The sequence below is a fragment of the Thermobispora bispora DSM 43833 genome, assembly GCF_000092645.1.
Taxonomy (GTDB): Bacteria; Actinomycetota; Actinomycetes; order Streptosporangiales; family Streptosporangiaceae; genus Thermobispora; species Thermobispora bispora.
Genome location: NC_014165.1, coordinates 3,092,090 through 3,114,246 on the forward strand (window position 1 = coordinate 3,092,090; position 22,157 = coordinate 3,114,246).

Sequence of the window (22,157 nt, forward strand, 5' to 3'; positions counted from 1 at the left end):
GGTGGTGTGGTCGGAGCACACACCAAGACCGGGCCTCCGTCAAGGTTCGCCGCCCGCGTGCCCGTCGTTTCACCGCGGCCACGCCGGTTCACCTGGGATTTCACATGCGGTTCGCGGTCCGGGAAGACCCGGATGTGAAATTTTCACGGCCGCCATGCCGTACACCGGCCGCGCCTGCTGTCGGAGCGCTTCGAAAGTTTCTGCCCCGGGCACCGCGCTGTGAACTCGGTCACGACCTGCTGCTTCGTCCCCGGGGTACGAAAGTTTTCAGCGGGCTATTGACAAGTTTCGGGCATGTTTCCACACTTGCTCTGCAAGCGGCCCCGCCGATCACGCGGTGGTGCACAAGCCGGCGGGACCGTGCTCCGACGCCGTGGTGGTGTGCGCCTGCGGGCGCGGCGTCGATCCCGCGGGAGCTCCCGCGGTCCCCCCCTTTCCCTGTCCCTGTATGGAGGCTCAGGCATGGGCGTGAACGCCTTCCCCAGACCCGGAGCCCGGCGATTCACCGGCCGGCTGCGCCAGGCCCTGGCCGCGGCCACGGTGGGCGTGGTCGGTGTGGTCACGGCCTTGACGGTGTCCCAGCCCGCCAGCGCAGCGGCGAGCACGCTGGCCGAGGGTGCCGCGCAGCACGGCCGGTACTTCGGTGTGGCCATCGCCGCGAACAGGCTGAACGACTCGGTCTACGCGAACATCGCGAACCGCGAGTTCAACTCGGTGACGGCTGAGAACGAGATGAAGATCGACGCCACCGAGCCGCAGCCGGGTCAGTTCAACTTCTACCAGGCCGACCAGATCTTCAACTGGGCGCGCCAGCGCGGCAAGCAGGTCCGTGGCCACACCCTCGCCTGGCACTCGCAGCAGCCGCAGTGGATGCAGAACCTCAGCGGCCAGGCGCTGCGCCAGGCGATGATCAACCACATCCAGGGGGTCATGGCCCACTACCGGGGCCAGATCCCGATCTGGGACGTGGTCAACGAGGCGTTCGAGGACGGCAACTCCGGCCGCCGGCGCGACTCCAACCTCCAGCGCACCGGTGACGACTGGATCGAGGTCGCGTTCCGCACCGCCCGCCAGGCCGACCCCTCGGCCAAGCTCTGCTACAACGACTACAACATCGAGAACTGGAACGCGGCCAAGACCCAGGCCGTCTACAACATGGTGCGGGACTTCAAGGCCCGCGGTGTGCCCATCGACTGCGTCGGCTTCCAGTCGCACTTCAACAGCGGCAACCCGTACCCCTCCAACTTCCGCACCACCCTGCAGCAGTTCGCGGCCCTCGGCGTCGACGTCGAGATCACCGAGCTGGACATCGAGGGCGCTCCGCCCCAGACCTACGCCAACGTGATCCGGGACTGCCTGGCCGTGCCTCGCTGCACCGGCATCACCGTCTGGGGTGTCCGCGACAGCGACTCCTGGCGCTCGTACCAGAACCCGCTGCTGTTCGACGGCAACGGCAACAAGAAGCAGGCCTACTACGCGGTGCTCGACGCTCTGAACGAGAACGTCCCCGGCACTCCGCCGACCTCGCCGTCGCCGTCGCAGCCGCCGGTCTCGCCGCCGCCGGGTGGTGGCGGTAGCGGCCAGATCCGGGGCGTCGGCTCCGGCCGGTGCCTCGACGTGCCCAACGGCAACACCGCCGACGGCACCCGCGTGCAGCTGTGGGACTGCCACAGCGGCTCCAACCAGCAGTGGACCTACACCTCCTCCGGTGAGATCCGCATCTTCGGCAACAAGTGCCTGGACGCGGGCGGCTCCGGAAACGGTGCGATCATCCAGATCTACAGCTGCTGGGGCGGCAACAACCAGAAGTGGCGGCTCAACTCCGACGGCACCATCGTCGGCGTGCAGTCCGGCCTGTGCCTGGACGCCGTGGGCGGCGGCACCGGCAACGGCACCCAGCTGCAGCTGTACTCCTGCTGGGGCGGCAACAACCAGAAGTGGACCTGGACCTGGTGATCGCCCCGTGGGCTGATTGACCCTCGCCGAGGCCGCCTCCGGTACGGCACCGCCGCACCGGAGGCGGTCCCCTGTTTTTCAGACCCCCCTGCTTCCGGGGATAGCGGTCCCCTGTTTCCGGGGATGGCGCTTCTTTGTTTCGTTTTCGGGACGGTCAGGACCGGTCACGGGAGGAAGGCTCCGGCATCCCCTTGCCCGGTGGCCCGGGCCCCGTGCCTGCCTTCCAGGCCGGTTGTACTCCGACACCCAGACCCCTTGGATTGCCAGGCCGGACGCCCGCTGGCCGGGGCTCCGGCGGCCGCCGAGGTAGGCCGGTCCGCGCGTTGCCGAGCAAGATTCCGAGTAACGGACACGGTCGGAGCCAGGTGGCTCACCGCTCCCGCTACCGGGGCGAGGCGGGCGGTCCACGGGCAGCTCCCGAAGAGAACAGCGCACCGCCTGTCATGGCCGGCGGTGACCACGGCGCCGCGGCGTTAGGTGACCCTCACGGGCCGGACAATTGACCGGGCGGTCAATCAAGCGGACCGTTGGGGTCAAACATCCGCTTATCCCATGTCACGGAGGCACGGATGGGTCTTCCGAGATCGCTGTCCGACATCGTCGCCCTCCTGGCCGGCCTCGCCTCTGTGCTCGCACCGTTCATCTGGGCGAGCGACGCCGCGGCCGCCACTCAGCCGCTCCTCCTGCTCGGGGCCCTGCTCGTGGTCTCCGCCCTGTGGTCCCTGGTCGGATCGGGCGGCGCGAGCTCCTGGGTCACCGCCGCCTTCGCCGCACTGCTCTTCGTCTCCCCCTGGGCCTTCGGTTTCGACGGCGACGCGGCCGCCGCCTGGACCGCCTGGGCCGCCGGCGCCATCGCCCTCATCGTCGGCTTCGTGACCTCTCTGCAGGCCCGGACCCCGGCGTCCGCGCACAGCTGACCCAACTCCGGGCCCGAGGCGCCCGGCCACCCGGCCCGCGCCCGGCCCCTGCCACCTCCCCGGTGCGGCCCTTCCCGTCGTCTTCCGGTCGGCGGCGGGAGGGGCCTTGGCATGTCGGGCCCGGAGCACACGCTCGCGGTTCACCGCGCCATCGAGTACGGCACGGCGAGCTCCTCGGCGAACCACGCGATGGTGCGGCGCAGCCCGGTCCGCGGGTCGACGCGCGGCCGCCACCCGAGCAGCTCGGTGGCGAGCGTGATGTCCGGCCGGCGCACGGCCGGGTCGTCGGTGGGCCGCGGGACGAACGTGATCGGCGACGAGGACCCGGCGAGGTCGCGGATGGTCTCCGCCAGCTCGAGCATCGACATCTCGGCCGGGTTGCCGATGTTGACCGGGCCGGGGAAGCCGCTCGCGGCGAGCGCGAGGACGCCCTCGACCGTGTCGTCCACGTAGCAGATCGACCGGGTCTGGCTGCCGTCCCCGGTCACGGTGATCGGCTCTCCGGTGAGCGCCTGGCGGATGAACGTGGGGATCGCCCGGCCGTCGTGCGGCCGCATCCGCGGGCCGTAGGTGTTGAAGATCCGGGCGATCGCGGTGTCCGTGCCGCGCGCGTTCCGGTAGGCGGTGGTGAGCGCCTCGGCGTAGCGTTTCGCCTCGTCGTAGACGCTGCGCGGCCCGACCGGGTTGACGTTGCCCCAGTACGTCTCCCGCTGCGGGTGCTCCAGCGGGTCGCCGTACACCTCGCTGGTGGAGGCGAGGACGAACCGGGCGTGCTTCTCCGTGGCGAGCTCGAGGGCGTGCCGGGTGCCGAGGCTGCCGGCCTCGAGCGTCTCGATCGGGTGGCGCAGGTAGTCGGCGGGGGACGCGGCGGAGGCGAAGTGCAGCACCAGGTCCACCTTCCCGGGCACGTCGGCGCCTTGGGTGAGGTCGCAGCGGACGAGCCGGAACGCCGGGTCGCCGATCAGGTGCCGCACGTTCCGGAGCGACCCGGTGAGGAGGTTGTCGAGGCAGATCACCTCGGCCTCCAGGCCGATGATCCGCTCGCACAGGTGAGACCCGAGGAACCCGGCGCCGCCGGTCACCACCACCCGGTTCCCGCGCAGCCTCCCCCGTGATAAGGCGTCGGTCATCGTGGGCTCACCTCCAGTAGCCGGCGCGCCGCGGCGAGCACCTCGGGCACCCCGATCCGCAGCAGCCCGTCCGAGGGCCGGTCCGCGTGCGGGTCGCCGGGGATCCCGGCCCAGAGCGCGATGTGCGGGCCGCCGGGCGGCGGGCCCCACCGGTCCGGGGAGACCGGGCCGAAGAGCACCACCGACGGGGTGGCGTACGCGGTGGCGAGGTGGGCCACCCCGGTGTCCCCGCAGATCACCAGCCGGGCGTGGGCGATGAGCGCGGCGAGCTCGGGCAGGCCCGTCCGCCCGGCGAGTACGCACCCGTCCGGCAGGCCGGCGAGCCGGGCCACCCGCCGGGCGATGCCGATCTCCGCGGTGCCGCCCGTGACGACGATGGGGTGCCCCAGGCGGCCGAGCTCGGCCGCCACCTCGGCGAACCGCTCCGGCGGCCACCGTCTCGCCCCGGAGGCGGCGCCGGGGTGGATGACGATCTCCCCGCCGCGCAGCGGGCTGCGGCCCGGGTCGCGCAGGGCGAGGTCGCCCGGGTCCGCCGGGATGCCGTACCAGGCGAGCTGCGCGCACCACCGCCGGACCTCGTGCATCTCCTCCCGCCACGGCGGCCCGGCCACCCCGGGGATCCCGGGGTGCGCGTGGGTGAGCAGCCGCCCGGGCCGGGTGCGGCACAGCGCCAGGGTGCTCTGCGGGCCGCTGCCGTGCAGGTTGACCGCCACGTCGGGGCCGCGCCACGGCACCGGGCCGGGCCCGCTGACGTCGAGCAGCTCGTCGACTCCGCCGATGAGCGGCAGCAGCCCGGCGAGCCGGGCCGGGGCGGCGAGCACGAACCGGTGCCCGGGGTGGGCGCGGCGCAGGGCCCGCAGCGCGGGCACCGCGGTGAGCAGGTCGCCGAGCCCGAGCCCGCGCAGCGCGAGCAGGACGGGGCGGCCCCGCGCCGCGGCGCGGACGGGCGCCGTCGCCGCCGGTGCCGTGCGGTGCGCGGTCAGGGCCATGAGGTCTCCGTGCCCGGGCAGACGACCAGCTCCCTCACCTGGCAGGACGGCGGCCGGCCGAGCGCGTAGACGATCGCGTCCGCGACGTCCTCCGGCCGGCTGAGCGTCACGCCCGGGCCCGGCCGGTACTTCTCGTCCCGGCCGTCGAAGAACGCGGTGCGCATCCCGCCGGGGATCAGCAGGGTCACCCCGACCTCGTCCCCGAGCTCGGCGGCGAGCGCCCGGGTGAACCCGACCACGCCGAACTTGCTCGCGCAGTACGCGGTGGCGTCGCTCACCGCGCGCAGCCCGAGGGTGGAGGCGACGGTCACCACCGTGCCGCGGCTGCGGCGCAGGTACGGCAGGGCGGCCCGGACCACCGCGGCCGTGCCGATGAGGTTGACCCGGATCACCCGCTCCCACCGGTCGGCGGGCACGTCCTCGAGCCGGCCGCACACGTCGATGCCCGCGCACGTCACCACCCCGTCGAGGCCGCCCGCCCGCTCGGCGAGCTCGCGGACCGCGCGCTCGGCCTGGTCCCGGTCGGCGAGGTCGGCGCACACGTGCTCCACGTCCCCGGCGCACGCGCGCAGGTCGATGACGAGCGGCCGCCCGCCCGCCTTGGCGACCGCCTCGACGGTGGCCCGGCCCAGGCCGGAGGCGCCCCCGGTGATCAGTACGGTTCCCAGCATCGGATGTGCCCCTTTCCTCATCGGTCCGCCGTGCGGGCGTCAGGCGGCGCTCCGGGCGGCCGCGATCAGCCGCGTGGTGGAGTAGCCGGGCAGCGTCGGCAGGATCACGACCTCGCCCCCGGCCCGCCGTACGGCCTCCGCCTCGGGCAGCGGCCGGCCGGCGTAGTCGCCGCCCTTCACCCACACGTGCGGGCGCAGCCGCTCGACCACCCGCTCCGGGGTGTCCTCGTCGAAGACGGTCACCGCGTCCACGCACGCCAGCGCGCTCACCACCTCCACCCGGTCCCGCTCCGGCACCACCGGGCGGGTGGGTCCCTTGAGCCGGCGGACCGAGGCGTCGGAGTTGAGGCAGACGATGAGCGCGTCGCCGAGCGCCCGGGCCCGGCGGAGCAGGCTCACGTGCCCGGCGTGGAGCAGGTCGAAGCACCCGCCGGTGGCGACGACCCGCCCGCCGGCGGCCCGCACCGCGTCGGCGACCTCGAACGCCGGCGCCCCGGGCGGGACGAGCCGCCCCGCGCCGGTCACCGGGTCGCCGGGTGCGGGGCGGCGGAACGCGGCCGCACCGCCTTCGGCCACGAACCGGGTGGCCTCGCCGACGGCCGCGGTGACCGCGTCCTCGATCCCGGCCCCGCCGGCGAGCGCGGCCGCCGCCACCGCGGCGAACGCGTCACCGGCGCCGCAGGCGTCCCGGCCGGCGAGGGCCACCGGCGCTGGGATAGGTGCGCAGCCGCCGTCCCGGCGCGCGAGCACCGCGCCCCGTTCGCCGAGGGTGACCGCCACCGCTGCCACCCCGAGGCGCCGCACCAGGTGCCGGGCGGCCCGGTCCGGCGGCGGGCCCGGCGGGCCGGGGAACGCGGTGGCGCACAGGGCGGCCGCCTCCGCCTCGTTCGGGGTGACGAGCGCGCACCACCCCGGCGGCGGCGCGCCCCGCGGGTGCGGGTCCCAGACGATGGGCGCGGTGAGCCCGCGGAGCAGCCCGGCGCAGGCCCCGGCCACCCCGCCCCCGTAGTCGGCGACCAGGATCGCCCCGGCACCGCGCAGCGCCGCGGCCGCCCGCTCCGCCGCCGGGCCGTCGGCCGGCCGCGGCCCGCCGCGCCCGGCGTCGATCCGCAGCAGGGTCTGGCCGCGGGCGCGCACCCGGACCTTGCGGACCGTGGTGCCGTGGAGCGGGAGCCGTACCAGGTCGACCGGGAGCAGCTCCGCCAGCCGGTGCCCGGCCGGGTCCTCCCCGAGCGCGGTGATCAGCACGACCTCCGTCCCGCCGCGGGCGGCGAGCGCGGCGGCCAGGCCGGCGCCACCCGGCCGGTGGTAGGCGGACGGGTCCTCGACCACCGGCACCGGGGCCTCGGGCGACAGGCGGGAGGCGTCGCCTTCGAGGTCCACGTCGAGCAGGCAGTCTCCGATGACGACGACGGGCCCTCTCACGCGCCTGCCTCCTCGATGACGTCGCAGAGCATGTGGATCACGGTGAGGTGCACCTCCTGGACGATCGCGACATCGGGCTCGGGCACCGCCACCGCGTCGTCGCAGAGCACGGCGAGCGGGTTGGGCGCCGGCCCGGTGAGCGCCCAGGTGGTGAGCCCGCACTCGCGACCGGCGGCCGCGGCGGCGAGCACGTTCCCGCTCGCCCCGCTGGTGGACAGGCAGATGAGCACGTCGCCCGGCCGGCCGTGCGCGCGCACCTGCCGGGCGAAGACCTCGCCGGGCCCGAAGTCGTTGCCGATCGCGGTGAAGCTGGAGGCGTCGGCGTGCAGCGGGATGGCCGAGTACGGCCGCCGGTCCGACCGGTACCGCCCCACCAGCTCGGCGGTGAGGTGCTGGGCCTCGGCGGCCGAGCCCCCGTTGCCGCAGGCGAGCATCCGCCCGCCGCCGGAGAGCACGGCGGCGAGCTTGAGCCCCCAGGCCTGGATCTTCGGCGCCTCCCGGTCGAGGGCGTGCAGTGCGGTGCGCAGCCTGGCCAGATGAGGGTGCATGTCAGCCTCCCACCACGGCGAGCCGCCCGAGCCGGCCGAGGATCGCCTCGCGGTAGACGGCCTCGGTCCGCGCCGCCACCGTCGCCCACCCGTACCGGGCGCGGGCCCGCCGCACCCCGGCCGCGGCGAGCGCGGCGCGGAGGTCGGGCCGGGCGAGCAGGTCGCCCAGCACCCGGGCGAGGGCGCGCGGCCGCCGGGGCGGGATGAGCACCCCGCAGCCGGCGACGGTATCGAGGTGGCCGCCGACCGCCGAGGCGACCACGGGCACCCCGCAGGCCATCGCCTCGAGCGGCACCATGCCGAACGGCTCGTACCAGGGCACGGTCACCACCACGTCGGCCGAGCGCATCAGCGCGGGGACGTCGCCGCGGGCGACGCTGCCGATCAACCGCACCCGGTCCGCCAGGCCGCAGGCGTCCGCCAGCGTGGCGAGCCGGTCGGCCTCCTCCTCCCCCGGCGCGCCGCCCGCGATGATGAGCTCGGCCCCGGGCGTCTCGCACATCGCGCGGATGATCGTGTCCACGCCCTTGCGCGGCACCAGCCGGCCGATGCTGAGGATGCGCGGCCGGTCGCCGCGGGGCGCGACCGGGCCGTCCGGGCGGAACAGCCCGAGGTCGACCCCGCAGGGCACCACGGCGATCTTCCCGTGGGGGACGCCCATGGCCGACAGCTCCCGCACCTCGTCGGTGCAGGTCGCGATCACCGCCTGGGCGCGCCGGCCGATCTCGCGCTCGATGCCGATCCGCTCGGGCGGGCTGCCGTCGGCCGCGCCCTGCCACCGCCGCTTGACGGTGCCGAGCGCGTGGTAGGTCTGCACCACGGGGACGCCCATGGGCTCGGCGGCGAGCAGGGCGGCGTGCCCGCTCATCCAGAAGTGGGCGTGCACGACGTCCGGCCGGTCGGCCGCCCACCGGTGGTGGAGGTACGCGGCGAACTCCGGCATGTACGGCAGCAGCCGGTCCTTGGAGATGGGCTCCGCCGGCCCGGCGGGCACGTGCTCGACCGTGACCCCGGGCGCCATGGCCCGCCGGTCCGCCCGCCCGGGCTCGGTCCGCCGGGTGTACACCGTGACCTCGTGGCCGCGGAGCGCCAGGGCGCGGGCGAGCGCGGCGACATGGACGTTCTGCCCACCGGCGTCCACACCGCCCAGCGGGGCGAGCGGGCTGGCGTGCTCCGAGACGAGGGCGATCCTCATGGGACACACTCCTTCACGGTGGAGAGACGGCGGACCGCCTCGACGATCTGTTCGGCACGGACCGAGGAGAGGCAGGGGTGGCCGGGGATCGGGCAGATCCGCGCCCGGCTCCCCCGGCACGGCGCCGCCTGGTCGCCCAGGATCACGGCGGGCACCCGGTACGGCGCCCAGCGGGCGGCCGGCACCACCGGGGCGAACAGGCTGACCACCGGGGTGCCGACGGCGGCCGCGAGGTGCGCGGCCCCGGTGTTGGGCGCGACCACCACCGAGGCGGAGGCGAGGACGGCGGCGAGCTCGCGGAGCGTGGTGCGGCCGCCTAGGTCGACGGCGCCGGCCGCGGCGACCAGACGGGTGAGCGCGCGCTCCCCCGGGCCGCCGGTGACCACCACCCGCTCCCCCGCCCGCACGAGCGCGGCGACCGCCTCGGCCCACCGCTCGGGCGGCCAGGTCCGGGCCGGGGCGCTCGCCCCCGGGTGGACGGCCACGTACCCGGGCGGGCCGGCGAGGTGCCGGGTGTCCGGCAGCGGCCCGCGCACCGCGAGCCGGCCGTCGTCCCCGTCGGGCAGGTGGAACCCGGCGGCCCGGGCGAGGCCGAGCATGCGCTCGGGCTCGGGCACGTCCACGGTCTCGTCCACCACGTGGCGGACGTCGAGCAGGGTGCCGGGGTAGTCGGCGCTGATCGCGGCGATGCGGGGCGTGCCGGCGAGCCGGAGCAGCAGCGCCATGGGCAGCGCCGACTGATGGAACGACGTGAAGATCAGTGCCTGGTCGGGGGCGATCCGCCGCACCGCGGTGATCAACCGGGCGGCGTGCGCCTCGGTCACCGGCACCCGGCCGGGGTCGATCCACGGGGTGCGCCATTCGAGGACCTCGTCCACGCCGGGCAGCAGCTCGGCCGCGGCCCTGCCGTACGGCCCGGCGAGCAGCACGACCCGCCGGGCGCCGGCCGCGACCGCGCGGACCGCCGGCCCGGCCAGCAGCACGTCGCCCGCGTTGTCGGGCCGCACCACGAGAACGGTCCCGGTCACCTCGCCCCTCCCGTCCGGAGCGCCACCTCCGCCCCGAGCCGGTACGCGCAGGCGGCCGGCGGGATGAGCACGCTCGTCACCGCCATGCGCAGGATCTCGCCCGGGGTGCGCGGCCCGGGCGCGATCCGCGCCCAGGCGAACTCGGCGGTGAGGGCGAGCCAGGCGAGGCCGGCGATCCGGGCCGCCGCCCTTCCGGCGCGCCTCCGGTGCGCGCCCATCGCGGTGAGCGCCGCGGCGAACAGCCCGCAGAGCGTGGTGAGCACATGGCGGCTGAGACGTCCGGGCGGCGCGCCGGAGGCGGCCCGCCACCCCGGGCCGTGCAGCCGCCGCATCAGCGCGTCGTCGGCGTTGCCGCGCTGGCGGCGCAGGCTCGCCCAGAACCCGTCGTCCCGGACCGGGTGCACGGTCACCCGCTCCCCCCGGACCAGGGTGAACCCGGCGCGCCGCACCCGCAGGGCGAGGTCGGAGTCCTCCCGGTAGGCGCGGGGGAACCGCTCGTCGAACCCGCCGACCGCCTCGAGCGCCCGACGGCGGTAGGCCATGTCCGCGGTGGCCCAGCGGGCGGTGGCGAGCCCGGCGGTGTTCCGCTCCTCGTCGGTGGGCGGGCGGCCGGGCGGCAACGGTACCCGGATCCGGCCCTGGCTTCCGGCGACATGCCCGGGGAGCCCGCCCAGGTCCCGGGCGAGCGCCCCGGCCCACCCGGGTGCGGGCACCACGTCGTCGTCGAGGAAGACCACCCACGGGGTGGTGGCCGCCCGCCAGCCGGCGTTCCGCGCCGCGGCCGGCCCGCGCCCGCCGGTGGCGAGCACGCGCACCCCGTCCGGCACGGGGAGCGGGGTTCGGGCGTCCCTCCGGTCGTCGACCACGATCACCTCCGGGCCGGGGCCGATGGCGGCGAGCGCCGCGGCGAGGCTCGGCCGGCCCACCGTCGGGATCACCACGGTGACCTCCGGGCCGGCCATCACCGGAACACCTCCCCCCGCCGCACGAGGTACGGCCCGAGCGCGAGCACGTCCACCGGGGCCGAGCCGAAGCACTCCAGGGCGTCCCGCGGGTCGTCGACCATGGGCCGGCCGGCGGTGTTGAGGCTCGTGTTGACGAGCACGGGCAGCCCGGTGCGCGCCTCGAACTCCTCCAGCAGCCGGGCGAGCAGCGGCTCGCGCCGCCGGTCCACCGTCTGGATGCGCGCGGTGCCGTCGACGTGCACGACCGCGGGGATCAGCTCCCGCCAGCCGGGCCGCACGTCGTGGATGAAGAGCATGTACGGGCTGGTCAGCGGCCCGCGGGTGAAGATCTCCCCGGCCCGTTCGGCGAGCACCATCGGGGCGACCGGCCGGAAGGGCTCGCGCCCTTTCACGTCGTTGAGCCGCTCGGTGTTGGCCGCGTGGCCCGGGTGCGCCAGGAGCGAGCGGTGGCCGAGCGCCCGCGGGCCGTACTCGGCGCGCCCCTGGAACCAGGCGACGATCCGGTCCGCGGCGAGCTCGGCGGCGACCGCGGCGGCGAGGTCGTCCGGCCGCTCGTACGGCACGCGCGCCCGGTCGAGCCATGCGGCGAGCTCCTCGTCGGTCCAGCCGCGGCCGAGGTCCGCGCCGTCCATCGGGGTGATCGGCTCGCCGTGCTCGGCGGCGAGGTGGAGGGCCCCGCCGAGCGCGGTGCCGGCGTCGCCGGCGGCCGGCTGCACCCAGACGTCGTCGAAGGGCCCCTCGGCGAGCAGCCGGGTGTTCGCCACGCAGTTGAGCGCCACCCCGCCGGCCATGGTGAGGTGGCGGGCGCCGGTGCGGGCGTGCAGCCACCGGGCGAGGTCGAGCAGCACCTCTTCGAGCCGGGCCTGCACGCTCGCGGCGAGGTCGGCGTGCTCGCTCGTCCACCGCCCCTCCTCGGTGGGCGGCTTGGCGAAGGCGTGCCAGTCGATCGGCTCGACGTGGAAGCCGCCGTCCCCGGTCGGGCGGATGAGGTCGCGGAACGCCTCCAGGTGGCGCGGCTCGCCGTACGCGGCGAGCGCCATGACCTTGTACTCGTCACTGGAGCGCTGGAAGCCGAGGTGCTCGGTGAGCTCCTCGTACATGAGCCCGAGCGAGCTGGGCAGCTCCTGGGCGGCGAGCACGGTGAGCTCACCGCCGCGGTGGTGGCCCGCCAGGTGGGACGCGGCCTCGCCGCGTCCGTCGCAGACCAGCACGGCCGACTCCGGGTACGGCGCGGCGAGGCAGGCCGATGCGGCGTGCGCGACGTGGTGCGGCACGAACCGCACCTGGGCGGGGTCGAGGCCGGGGAGCGCGGTGGCGAGGAAGTGCGGGGCGCGGCGCGCGTAGCGGGTGCGCAGCTCCTCCCAGTGCCCGTCCAGGCCCGCCTGCCCGGGCCGGACCAGGGCGGGGTCGTAGGAGTACGCCACCCCGTCGAGGTCCTGCGGGCGTAACCCGGCCTGCCGGAGGCACCAGGCGGCCGCCTGCTCGGGCAGCTCCCAGGCCGAGAACGGCACCGGGCGCTTGCCGTGCTTGCGGCGGCTGAACCGCTCCTCCTCGGCCGCGGCGACGATCCGCCCGTCCACGACCAGCGCGGCCGCCGGATCGTGGAAGATCGCGTTGATCCCGAGGAAACGCATCGGCGACCCCTCCGTTGCGCCGGAGTCCCGGGGGTGGTTGCCGAGGAGAGCCCGTCAAAACCCGCTTTTGCCGACGGCTGGCTGAATTAAGGAAAAAAACCAAATGGAACGCCGTGGGCCGGCGCGGCGCCCCGTTTGCCCCCGCGGCCCGTGGGTAGCCCACGGCCGTGAGGGGTTCCCCGAGCGCACGGCCCGCCCGGCCGCCTGGCGCCCGGGTGCCGGCGGCGGTGCTGTTCGACCGGGACGGGACGCTCATCCGCGATGTGCCGTACAACGCCGACCCGGGGCGGGTGGAGCCCATGCCCGGGGCGCGCGCCGCGCTCGACCGGCTCCGCCGGGCCGGGGTGCGGGTCGGGGTGGTCACCAACCAGTCGGGTGTGGCCCGCGGTCTGATCAGCCCGGCCGAGCTCGCCGCGGTCAACGCCCGGGTCGAGGAGCTGCTCGGCCCGTTCGACGTGTGGCAGGTCTGCCCGCACGGCGCGGCGGACGGGTGCGCGTGCCGCAAACCGGCCCCCGGGCTGGTGCACCGCGCCGCGGCCGCGCTCGGTGTCACCGCGGCCGACTGCGTGGTGATCGGCGACATCGGCCGCGACGTGGCCGCCGCGCGCAACGCGGGGGCGCGGGCGATCCTCGTGCCCACCCCCGTGACGCGCGCCGCGGAGGTGGCGGCCGCGCCCGCGGTCGCGGCCGACCTCGCCGCCGCCGTGGAGCTGGTGCTCGCCGGCGGGCCGGTCACCGGCCGCGGGTGGGCGCGGTGACCGCGGTCGCCGGAAGGGCGGTGAGGCGATGCGGATCCTGGTCTGGCACGTCCACGGCGCGTGGACCACGTCGTTCGTGCAGGGCGGGCACGAATACCTGGTGCCGGTCACCCCGGACCGGGGCCCGGACGGCCGCGGCCGGGCCGTGACCTACCCCTGGCCGGAGTCGGTGCGCGAGGTGCCGTACGACCGGCTCGCCGGCGAGGAGGTCGACGTCGCCGTCTACCAGCGCCCTCATGAGATCGAGCTCGCCCGCCGGTGGCTGCGGCGCACCGTGCCCGGTGTCTACGTGGAGCACAACACCCCGGCCGGGGACGTGCCCCGGACCCGGCACCCGCTCGCCGACCGGGACGACATCCCCCTGGTCCACGTCACCCACTTCAACGCCCTGTTCTGGGACTCCGGCCGGGCCCCCACCCGGGTGATCGAGCACGGCGTGGTCGACCCCGGCCACCGCTACACCGGGGAGCTGCCCCGGGCGGGGGTGGTCATCAACGAGCCGATCCGGCGGTGGCGGGTGGCGGGCACCGACCTGCTGCCCGCGTTCGCCGCCGCGGCGCCCCTAGACGTGTTCGGCATGCGGGTCACCGGGCTGCCCGCCGCGCTCGGCCGGGCCGGGGAGCTGCGCGTGCACGAGGACCTGCCGCAGCGGGTGATGCACGAGCGGCTAGCCCGCCGCCGGGTCTACCTGCACCCCTACCGGTGGACCTCGCTCGGCCTCGCGCTGATCGAGGCGATGCTCCTCGGCATGCCCGTGGTCGCGCTCGCGGCCACCGAGGCGGTGGAGGCGGTGCCGCCCGAGGCGGGCGTGGTCTCCACCCGGCTGCCCGTCCTGGTCGAGGCGGTGCGGGAGTTCACCGCCGACCCCGAGCTCGCCGCCCGGGCCGGCAAGGCGGCGCGCGCGGCCGCGCTCGCCCGGTACGGCCTCGGCCGCTTCCTCGCCGAGTGGGACCGGTTGCTGGAGGAGGTCGTGCGCGCGGCCCGGTGAGCCCCGCGACGGTGCCCCGGGCGTGGCCGGTGCACGTTTTACCGAGAACGGCACAGGCCTGGCACTAGGCACAGATCCCGCCGGGAACCGGATCCGACATGATGCGGTACCTGGTGAACGGCGCGCTCGGCGGGGCGCTCGCGACCGCCGTGTACAACGCGATGGCGATCGCCGGTGACCGGGCGAGCATGCTCCGGCGGGCGGGACGCCCCCGGCGGAGGACCGCCGCCGAGGAGGACGCGCTCGACGCGATCATCCAGTACGCGTTCGGCGCCGGATCGGGCGCGCTGCTCGGGCTGCTCTCCGCGGGGCGCCGGCTCCCCCTCCCGGTCGGCGCCGCGTACGGCATCGCCGTCTGGCTCGCGGCCCTGCGGCGGCGGGTGACCGGCATCGGCGCGTTCCCCGCCGCGCCGGACGGCCCGGGCCGCCTCGCCCTGCCCCTCGCCGGGCACCTGCTCTGGGGCACCGCGCTCACCATCGCCCTCAACCGGCTCCGGCCGGCCGGGCCGTACGGGCACGACCGGTGAACCGCGGTCCCGCAGGGCGGCCGGAGGTCAGTCGCGGGGCGCGGCCAGGGTGAGGCCGTAGTCGCCCGCGGGGTCGGTGTACCAGCGGAGCACGGAGAAGCCCGCCCGCGCCAGCTCGGCCGCCACCCCCTCCGGGCGGAACTTGGCGCTGATCTCGGTCCGCATCTCCTCGCCCGGCTCGAACCGCACCACCATGCCGAGCGCGCGGATCTCGACCTCCATGGCCCGGGTGGCCCGCAACCGCATCTCGATCCACTCGTGGTCCTCGTCGTACCGGACGATGTGCTCGAACGCCTCCGGCTCGAAGGCGGCGCCGAGCTCCCGGTTGATCACCCGGAGCACGTTGCGGTTGAACTCGGCCGTCACCCCCAGCGGGTCGTCGTAGGCGGCGAGCAGCCGCCGGGGATCCTTCACCAGGTCGGTGCCGAGGAGCAGGGTGTCCCCCGGCCGCAGCAGGGCGCGCAGGTCCTTCAGGAACACCTCCCGCGCGGCCGGCGGGAAGTTGCCGATCGTGCCGCCGAGGAAGGCGACCATGCGCCGCTCCGGCCCGGACGGCAGGGTGAGCCGGCGTTCGAAGTCGGTGCGGACCGGTTCGATGCGGACGCCCGGGTAGCGCGGGGCGAGCCGGGTGGCCGCGCCCTCCAGCACCGACCGGTCCACGTCGACCGGGACATAGGCGCGCAGCGTGCCCGCGGTGGCGAGCGCGTCGAGCAGCAGCACGGTCTTCTCCGCGCTCCCCGACCCCAGCTCGACGAGCGTCTCCGCCAGGGCGAGCCGGGCGATGCCGGCCGCGTGCCGGCGCAGGATCTCCAGCTCACGGCGGCTCGGGTAGTACTCGGCGAGCCGGGTGATCCGCACGAACAGCTCGCTGCCCACCTCGTCGTAGAACCACTTGGGCGGCAGCCACTTGGGGACCGCGGTGAGCCCGGTGCGGACGTCCTGCTCCAGCGCGTGGCGGAGGTAACCGCCGTCGAGAAGGTCGATCATAGGTCGCTCCCGGAGTCGATCGGTGTGATGCGCACGCCGTCGGGGGTCGCGAACACGAGCGAGCGGTCCGGGACCGGCTGCCAGCCCGGCCGGTCGTCGAGCGGTTCGCTCGCCACGAACACCCCGTCGCCGGCCTCGTCGACGCGGGTGAAGAGGGTGTCGCCCCACGCCACCGCGGCGATCTCGGTGCCCCCGCAGAGGAGCACGTTGAGCCGGGCCTCGGGGTCGGCGGCGGCAGCCTCGGTGACGATCGAGGCGAGCGCGTCCTCGGGCGGCGCGCCGGCGCGCAGCCGGGCGAACACGGCCGACGCGAGCACGGCCGAGTCGCACGGGCTCTCCGGTGCGGTGGCGAGCGGCCAGACCGCGTCCCGCCGGACCTGGCCGTTGTGGCTGAGCAGCCAGCGGCCGCCGGTGAACGGCGCGGTGGCCGCCTCCTCCACCGGCATGCCGCGCGTGGCGGACCGGACCGCGCCGATGAGGCAGGTGGAGCGCCCGGTCCGGGCGATGCCGGCCAGGCCGGGGTCGGCCCAGATGGGGATCGGCCGGCGGTAGCGCACCGGCTCGCCGAGCGTCCCGTCGTACCAGCCGACGCCGAAGCCGTCCGCGTTCACCGTGCCGTGGCGCTGCATCCGCGGCGCGTACGCCTGCCGGTACAGGCCGTGCTCCGGTTCGCTGAGCAGCCAGGTGAGCGGTTTGGGCGAGCCGAGCCAGGCGGCGTGGCGGCACATTCAGTCCTCCGATCGGGCGCAGCGGAAACCGGCGAAGATCTGCCGTCTGATCGGGAAGTCCCAGTTGCGGAAGGTGGTGCGGGCGACCGTCGGGTGGGTGGCCCAGGAGCCGCCGCGGAGCACCCGGTACGTCTGGCCGAAGAAGACCTCGCTGTACTCCCGGTACGGGAAGCTGACGAACCCCGGGTACGGCCGGAACCAGGAGTCGGTCCACTCCCAGACGTCGCCGATGAGCTGCTCCACCCCGTACGGGCTCGCGCCCTCGGGGAACGCCCCCACCGGGGCGGGCCGGGCCGCCCGGTGACCGAGGTTGGCCTCCGCGCCGGTGGGCGGGCGGTCGCCCCACGGGTAGGTGCGGCCGCCGCACGCCTTCTCCCATTCGGCCTCGGTGGGGAGGCGCTTGCCCGCCCAGCGCGCGTAGGCGTCGGCCTCGTACCAGCAGACGTGCTGGACCGGCTCGTCCTCGGGCACGGGCTCGAGCCGGCCGAACCTGGTCCGCCACCAGGAGCTCCCGTCCCAGGTCCAGAACAGCGGGGCGGACGTGCCGGTGCGCTGCACCCACTCCCACCCCTCCGGGTGCCACAAGCGCGGGTCGCGGTACCCGCCGTCGGCGATGAACGCCGCGTACTCGCCATTGGTCACCGGGTACCGGTCGATCCAGTAGCCGGGCAGGTAGATCTGGTGGGCGGGCCGTTCGTTGTCGTACGCCCAGGGGGCGGCCGAGGTGCCCATGGTGAAGACCCCGGCGGGGATGTAGACCTCGTCCGGCTTGGTCCGGCCGCGGGAGGGCGGGGTGGGGTCGTCCCGGACGATCCCGGGCCGCCCGGAGAGCTGGAGTGTGGCGAGCATGGTCTCGTCGTGCTGGTGCTCGTGCTGGATGACGAGCCCGAAGACGAACCCGTCGGCGCAGAGCGGCCGGCGGTCCCGCGGGTCGAACCGGTCGAGCACGTCGAGGACCCGGGAGCGCACCGTGGCGAGGTACCGCCGCGCCTCGTCCGGCCCGAGCAGCGGCAGGGACGGGCGCTCGCGGCGCGGGTGCTTGAACGCGTTGTACATGTCGTCGATCTCGGGCCGCAGCGGGGTGATCCCGGCGGCCGCGCGCAGCACCCAGAGCTCCTCGTAGTTGCCGACGTGCGCCAGGTCCCAGACCAGCGGGGACATCAGCGGGGAGTGCTGGCGGACGAGCAGGTCGTCGTCGGCGTCGGTGTAGGCGAGGGAGCGCTCGCGCGCGGCGGCGAGCTCGGCCGCGATCGCCTCCTTGAGCGCGCCGGGCTCGGCCGGGCCGGTGGGCGCGGTCGGGATGGTGCCGTGCTCGGTCATGCCAGGACCTCCTCGGTCGGCGCCGCCGCGGGCGCGCGGTCGAGGCGCGCGGCGGCGAAGGCGGTGACCCGGTCGATGAGCCGCCGGCCGGCCCCGAGCCGGGGCAGCGCGTCGATGGCGGCGTGGAAGCAGGCCGCGGCGGCCCGGTGCAGTTCGGGGTCGGCGAGCCCGGACCGGGCCGCGTCGAGCCAGCGGTGGCTCACCGGTGCGGCGTGCTCCAGCGCGCGGGCCGCCGCCCGGTCGTCGGTGATGAGCGCGTAGACCACCGCCGCGCAGACCGGCCAGGCCGCCGGGGGTTGCGCGTCGAGGTAGCGGATCTCCAGCCAGCCGCGCGGCCGTACCGGTGGGAAGAGCGTGGTGGCGTGGTAGGCGAGGTCACGGCCGGACGGCGGGCGCCCGGCCACGGCGGCGAAGTCGCGGAACCGCGAGCCGTCGAGCACGGGGACCAGGCCGCCGTCCCGCGTGCGGACCATCATGAGCCTGGCGTGGCTCAGGTAGCGGGCCCAGTCGGCGACCGGGTCGCCGCTCGCGGGGACCGGCGCGGTCCGGGTGGGGTCGAGGTGGGACCAGATCGCCTGGCGGGCGGATGCCCACCCGGCGGCGGGTGAGTTGGCGAAGGCGGCGACCAGGGCCGGGCCGAGCAGGTGCGCCCGCTCCCATCGGACCGCGGGCTCGTCTCCGATGTCGAGGTTGACCTGGATGGAGGCGGTGGAGCACATCATGAGCGGGCCGTACGGCTCGCCGAGGAAGGCGGCCATCGCGTCGTAGCGCGGCTCGTGGAGCTGGCGCACCGGTGGCCGTACCAGGTCGAGCGCGGTGGCGCCGAGCACCAGCCCGGCTTCGCGGAGCGCGCGCCGTGCCACGTGGACGTCCGCGGTGAGGTCGGCGATGACGCCCGGGAACGGGCCGGGCGGGCTGGAGAGCTCGAGCTGGCCGCCGGGTTCGAAGGTGACCCGGCTGCCGCCGGGCAGGCGCGGCAGCGCCGCGCGGATCCGTTCGATCGGTACCGTACGGTTGGGGGCGGCCCGGTCGAAGACCGGGAACTCGAGTTCCACGCCGATCCGATCCGTGGTGGCTCCGTGGAAGCATCTGCGAGCGTAGGCCAGTACGTCGGTCATGCCTCCCCCATCGGAGTCGACGTGGACGGCCGCCCCAACCGGACTGGCAGTCTGCCCGCAAAATAGACGTTTAATCACATACGGCCATCAAGCCGACATATGTCCCATAGCGGGATATAACTCGCATACTTCAAGGAGTAGAGCGTCACAGGCCCCAGAGACCCGCACGCCGCCGGCCTCAGGCCATGCGGTGCGGCGGATCGCCGGCATCCACCCGCAGTCGATCATGGGCACGACGTCGTCATGCCGGTATGGCCCGGCGGAGGCGGTCCGGCGCCCGGTCGGCACCGGCGGGCGGGGCAGGCGACCAGGAGGGCGTCGGGCCAGGTGGCCCCGGTTCCGCGGGTCGTCCACAGGCCGATACGACGCCGCAGAGGTGATCCCCCGCTGCCGGTAGCGTGGGACACATGACAGCGAAGGACTCCATGGCCTCCGGCGCGTACGGCATCGGTCTGGCGACGATCACCGCCGACGGCACTGTGCTCGATACGTGGTACCCCTCCCCCGCGCTCGGCGAGCCTCCGCTCAAGGGCACCGAGCGGCTCGACCCCGCGGAGCTCGACGAGGAATACGCGGCCCTGGTGGGCCCGGACCCCGACCGCGGGGTCGAGGTCGTGGCGGTGCGCACGGGCATCGCCCGGCTGTCCGATCCCCCGGCGGACGCGCACGACGTCTACCTCCGGCTGCACCTGCTCTCGGCCCGGCTGGTCCGGCCGCACGGCGTGAACCTCGACGGGATCTTCGGGCTGCTGTCGAACGTCGTGTGGACCAACTACGGGCCGTGCCCGGTCGAGGGGTTCGAGAAGATCCGGCTCCGCCTCCGCGCCCGCGGGCCGGTCACCGTGTACGGCGTGGACAAGTTCCCGCGGATGGTCGACTACGTGGTGCCCACGGGGGTGCGGATCGCCGACGCCGACCGGGTACGGCTCGGCGCCCACCTGGCCAGCGGCACCACCGTGATGCACGAGGGGTTCGTCAACTTCAACGCCGGCACGCTCGGCGCCTCCATGGTGGAGGGCCGGATCTCCGCCGGGGTCGTGGTCGGCGACGGCTCGGACGTCGGCGGCGGCGCGTCGATCATGGGGACCCTGTCCGGTGGCGGCAAGGAGGTCATCTCCGTCGGTGAGCGGTGCCTCCTCGGCGCCAACTCCGGGATCGGCATCTCACTGGGAGACGACTGCGTGGTGGAGGCCGGGCTCTACGTCACGGCCGGCACGAAGGTGACCCTGCCGGACGGGACGATCGTGAAGGCCCGGGAGCTGTCCGGCCGGTCCGGCCTGCTGTTCCGCCGCAACTCGACCACGGGCGCGGTCGAGGCGGTGCCCCGCAACGGCGAAAAGATCACCCTTAACGCCGCGCTTCACGCCAACGATTAGGCAACCGGAAACCAGGACATTTTCCCAGAGAAGCCCCTGAACCATCCCTGAACTTCGCCGTCCGCCCTGGGATCCGAGGGCGGACGGCCCCTACGGTGAGGGGCATGGGACGCATCCTTCTCTACGCCGCGCTGGCGATCGCGGCCTTCTTCCTGCTCGGCTCGCTGATCGGCTTCGTCTTCACGATCGTGAAGTGGCTGCTGATCATCGGGTCCATCACGCTGATCGTTTGGGCGGCGATCAGGTTCACCAGTGAACTGGGCCGCGGCCCCGACCGCACCCGCTGAGCCCTCGGGGGGAGCGTGGCGGCCGGCGGTCGCCGCCCTGTGGTGACACCGGGTGGCCTTGTCGCCCAGCAGCCGCACCGTTACGCTTGCTTATATGAGCATGTGTTCATATGAAGATGTGGCGGACGATAGCAGAGTGAGCACCGTCAAGGCCGCCCTCCCCCCGGAGAGCGCGATCGAGGGCCTCGCCGAGGTCTTCGGGCTCCTCTCCGACCCCGGACGGCTCCGGCTGATGGCGGCCCTGCTCGAAGGGGGCGAGATGTGCGTGCGGGACCTCGCCGCGGTCTGCGGCCAGAGCGAGTCGGCCGTCTCCCACGCGCTGCGGCTGCTGCGGCTCAACCGGGTGGTGAAGGTGCGCCGCGCCGGCCGGATGGCCTACTACCGGCTCGCCGACTCCCACGTGCGCATGCTGTTCGACCTCGCCCTCGCGCACGTCACCCACGGTGAGGAGAGCGAGCGTGGGTAAGGCGAACGGCGCCGCCGGAGCGCACCCGCACGGGCACGGACACGGCCACGCGGGTGGGCACTGGCACGGCGTCGGAGCCGACGCCGACAAGCGCCTGCTCACCCTCGCGCTCCTGCTGATCCTGGGGTTCATGGCCGCCGAGGTCGTGATCGGCCTCATCGCCGGATCGCTCGCCCTGCTGTCCGACGCCGGGCACATGCTCACCGACGCGGCGGCGATCGCTCTCGCGCTCGTCGCCATGCGGATCGCCGCCCGCCCGCCGAAGGGCGGATTCACCTACGGGTTCAAGCGGGTCGAGATCATCAGCGCCCAGATCAACGGGATCACCCTGCTGCTGCTCGCCGCCTTCTTCGCCGTCGAGGCGGTCCGGCGGCTGGTGAACCCGCCGGAGGTGACCGGGGAGCTCGTGCTCGCCACCGGAGTGGCGGGGATCGCGGTGAACCTGGCGGCCACCTGGCTGGTCGGCCGGGCGAACCGGCGCAGCCTCAACGTGGAGGGCGCCTTCCAGCACATCCTGAGCGACCTGTACGCGTTCATCGCCACGGCCGTGGCCGGCTTCGTCGTCTGGCTCACCGGCTGGACCCGCGCCGACGCGATCGCCGCCATCGTGGTCGCCGCCCTCATGCTCAAGGCGGGCTGGCGGCTGGTCAGGGACGCGGGCCGCGTGATCCTCGAGGCCGCGCCGGCGGGCATCGCGCCCGCGGCCGTCGGGCGCCGCATGGCGGCGATCGAGCACGTCGTGGAGATCCACGACCTGCACATCTGGGAGGTCACCTCGGGGTACCCCGCGCTCTCCGCGCACATCCTCGTGGCCCCGGGCGCCGACTGCCACGCCGTACGGCAGGCCACAGAGGCGATGCTGCGCGCGGAGTACGGCATCACCCACACCACGCTGCAGATGGACCACGCACCCGAGCGGATTCTCAGGATCCGCGGCAGGGACGATCGGGACGGCGACGCGGACGGGTCCTGCCACCTGGAGGGGGTGGGATGAGCCGCGCCGACCAGAACGAGCGATGATCCACCGCGCCGAGGCGCGCGGGCGGACCGGAGGAGATCGGACGGAAAGGTCAAGGGACGTAGCCTAAACGGGGCGGGCCCCGCCACCGGGTCACGGTGGCGGGGCCCGCTGCTGGGGTCAGCC

At 75.0% G+C, this 22,157-nt stretch carries 22 protein-coding genes; 9 read left to right on the forward strand and 13 right to left on the reverse strand.

Going from position 1 to position 22,157, the window contains the following annotated elements; translation table 11 throughout:
• Positions 1–462 precede the first annotated feature (462 nt).
• Together TBIS_RS13060 and TBIS_RS13065 are read left to right on the forward strand one after the other, a co-directional pair.
• The gene (locus TBIS_RS13060; protein ID WP_013132868.1) at positions 463–1,956 is read left to right on the forward strand and encodes an endo-1,4-beta-xylanase; all 1,494 of its coding nucleotides are present in this window, start codon (positions 463–465) and stop codon (positions 1,954–1,956) included.
• Between the two features lie 569 nt (positions 1,957–2,525).
• Complete coding sequence (locus TBIS_RS13065) at positions 2,526–2,873, forward strand: SPW repeat domain-containing protein (RefSeq protein WP_013132869.1); 348 nt, start codon at positions 2,526–2,528, stop codon at positions 2,871–2,873.
• A gap of 140 nt (positions 2,874–3,013) precedes the next feature.
• On the opposite strand, the gene TBIS_RS13070 is transcribed toward TBIS_RS13065, so the two are convergent.
• The 9 genes from TBIS_RS13070 to TBIS_RS13110 are packed head-to-tail and all read right to left on the reverse strand — an operon-like array spanning position 3,014 to position 12,458.
• Entirely contained in the window at positions 3,014–4,003 is a 990-nt protein-coding gene (locus tag TBIS_RS13070) for a UDP-glucuronic acid decarboxylase family protein (RefSeq protein ID WP_013132870.1), read from the reverse strand.
• On the reverse strand, positions 4,000–4,992 hold the full coding sequence (locus TBIS_RS13075) for a glycosyltransferase family 9 protein (RefSeq protein ID WP_013132871.1): 993 nt from the start codon (positions 4,990–4,992) through the stop codon (positions 4,000–4,002). Before TBIS_RS13075 ends, TBIS_RS13070 begins: the two co-directional genes overlap by 4 nt.
• Complete coding sequence (locus tag TBIS_RS13080) at positions 4,983–5,663, reverse strand: SDR family oxidoreductase (protein ID WP_013132872.1); 681 nt, start codon at positions 5,661–5,663, stop codon at positions 4,983–4,985. Before TBIS_RS13080 ends, TBIS_RS13075 begins: the two co-directional genes overlap by 10 nt.
• Positions 5,664–5,702: 39 nt before the next feature.
• Positions 5,703–7,088: a D-glycero-beta-D-manno-heptose 1-phosphate adenylyltransferase gene (gene rfaE2 / locus TBIS_RS13085; protein WP_013132873.1), complete on the reverse strand. Its 1,386-nt coding sequence runs from the start codon at positions 7,086–7,088 to the stop codon at positions 5,703–5,705.
• Positions 7,085–7,636: a D-sedoheptulose-7-phosphate isomerase gene (locus tag TBIS_RS13090; RefSeq protein WP_013132874.1), complete on the reverse strand. Its 552-nt coding sequence runs from the start codon at positions 7,634–7,636 to the stop codon at positions 7,085–7,087. Before TBIS_RS13090 ends, rfaE2 begins: the two co-directional genes overlap by 4 nt.
• A 1-nt stretch (position 7,637) precedes the next feature.
• Complete coding sequence (locus TBIS_RS13095; RefSeq protein ID WP_013132875.1) at positions 7,638–8,831, reverse strand: glycosyltransferase; 1,194 nt, start codon at positions 8,829–8,831, stop codon at positions 7,638–7,640.
• Positions 8,828–9,859, reverse strand: a complete 1,032-nt coding sequence (locus tag TBIS_RS13100; RefSeq protein ID WP_013132876.1) for a glycosyltransferase family 9 protein — start codon at positions 9,857–9,859, stop codon at positions 8,828–8,830. Before TBIS_RS13100 ends, TBIS_RS13095 begins: the two co-directional genes overlap by 4 nt.
• Positions 9,856–10,821: a glycosyltransferase family 2 protein gene (locus tag TBIS_RS13105; RefSeq protein WP_013132877.1), complete on the reverse strand. Its 966-nt coding sequence runs from the start codon at positions 10,819–10,821 to the stop codon at positions 9,856–9,858. The genes TBIS_RS13100 and TBIS_RS13105 overlap by 4 nt, the downstream gene beginning before the upstream one ends.
• On the reverse strand, positions 10,821–12,458 hold the full coding sequence (locus tag TBIS_RS13110; protein ID WP_013132878.1) for a carbamoyltransferase family protein: 1,638 nt from the start codon (positions 12,456–12,458) through the stop codon (positions 10,821–10,823). The genes TBIS_RS13105 and TBIS_RS13110 overlap by 1 nt, the downstream gene beginning before the upstream one ends.
• Before the next feature lie 227 nt (positions 12,459–12,685).
• Between TBIS_RS13110 and TBIS_RS13115 the strand changes: the two genes are divergently transcribed.
• From TBIS_RS13115 to TBIS_RS13125, 3 genes are all read left to right on the forward strand, one after another.
• On the forward strand, positions 12,686–13,216 hold the full coding sequence (locus TBIS_RS13115) for a D-glycero-alpha-D-manno-heptose-1,7-bisphosphate 7-phosphatase (RefSeq protein WP_148231527.1): 531 nt from the start codon (positions 12,686–12,688) through the stop codon (positions 13,214–13,216).
• Between the two features lie 28 nt (positions 13,217–13,244).
• Positions 13,245–14,204: a glycosyltransferase gene (locus TBIS_RS13120; protein ID WP_013132880.1), complete on the forward strand. Its 960-nt coding sequence runs from the start codon at positions 13,245–13,247 to the stop codon at positions 14,202–14,204.
• Positions 14,205–14,302: 98 nt separating this feature from the next.
• Positions 14,303–14,731 (forward strand): hypothetical protein, encoded by a 429-nt coding sequence (locus tag TBIS_RS13125; RefSeq protein ID WP_013132881.1) that lies wholly within the window; start codon positions 14,303–14,305, stop codon positions 14,729–14,731.
• Positions 14,732–14,758: 27 nt separating this feature from the next.
• Here the strand turns inward: TBIS_RS13125 and egtD are convergent, their stop codons facing one another.
• The 4 genes from egtD to TBIS_RS13145 are packed head-to-tail and all read right to left on the reverse strand — an operon-like array spanning position 14,759 to position 18,821.
• Positions 14,759–15,718 carry an L-histidine N(alpha)-methyltransferase gene (gene egtD / locus TBIS_RS13130; RefSeq protein WP_013132882.1) on the reverse strand — a complete coding sequence of 320 codons (960 nt, stop codon included), beginning with the start codon at positions 15,716–15,718 and terminating at the stop codon, positions 14,759–14,761.
• The gene (gene egtC / locus TBIS_RS13135; RefSeq protein WP_013132883.1) at positions 15,715–16,446 is read right to left on the reverse strand and encodes an ergothioneine biosynthesis protein EgtC; all 732 of its coding nucleotides are present in this window, start codon (positions 16,444–16,446) and stop codon (positions 15,715–15,717) included. Before egtC ends, egtD begins: the two co-directional genes overlap by 4 nt.
• On the reverse strand, positions 16,447–17,766 hold the full coding sequence (gene egtB, locus TBIS_RS13140) for an ergothioneine biosynthesis protein EgtB (protein WP_013132884.1): 1,320 nt from the start codon (positions 17,764–17,766) through the stop codon (positions 16,447–16,449).
• Entirely contained in the window at positions 17,763–18,821 is a 1,059-nt protein-coding gene (locus TBIS_RS13145) for a glutamate-cysteine ligase family protein (protein WP_241019715.1), read from the reverse strand. Before TBIS_RS13145 ends, egtB begins: the two co-directional genes overlap by 4 nt.
• Before the next feature lie 470 nt (positions 18,822–19,291).
• Between TBIS_RS13145 and dapD the strand changes: the two genes are divergently transcribed.
• From dapD to TBIS_RS13165, 4 genes are all read left to right on the forward strand, one after another.
• Positions 19,292–20,260 (forward strand): 2,3,4,5-tetrahydropyridine-2,6-dicarboxylate N-succinyltransferase, encoded by a 969-nt coding sequence (gene dapD / locus TBIS_RS13150; protein ID WP_050760533.1) that lies wholly within the window; start codon positions 19,292–19,294, stop codon positions 20,258–20,260.
• A gap of 104 nt (positions 20,261–20,364) precedes the next feature.
• A complete protein-coding gene (locus TBIS_RS13155; RefSeq protein WP_013132887.1) occupies positions 20,365–20,547 on the forward strand; it encodes a hypothetical protein in 183 nt (60 codons plus the stop codon).
• A 136-nt stretch (positions 20,548–20,683) separates the two neighbouring features.
• Positions 20,684–21,013 carry an ArsR/SmtB family transcription factor gene (locus TBIS_RS13160; RefSeq protein WP_013132888.1) on the forward strand — a complete coding sequence of 110 codons (330 nt, stop codon included), beginning with the start codon at positions 20,684–20,686 and terminating at the stop codon, positions 21,011–21,013.
• Positions 21,006–22,007 (forward strand): cation diffusion facilitator family transporter, encoded by a 1,002-nt coding sequence (locus TBIS_RS13165; protein WP_013132889.1) that lies wholly within the window; start codon positions 21,006–21,008, stop codon positions 22,005–22,007. Before TBIS_RS13160 ends, TBIS_RS13165 begins: the two co-directional genes overlap by 8 nt.
• The last annotated feature ends 150 nt before the right edge of the window (positions 22,008–22,157 follow it).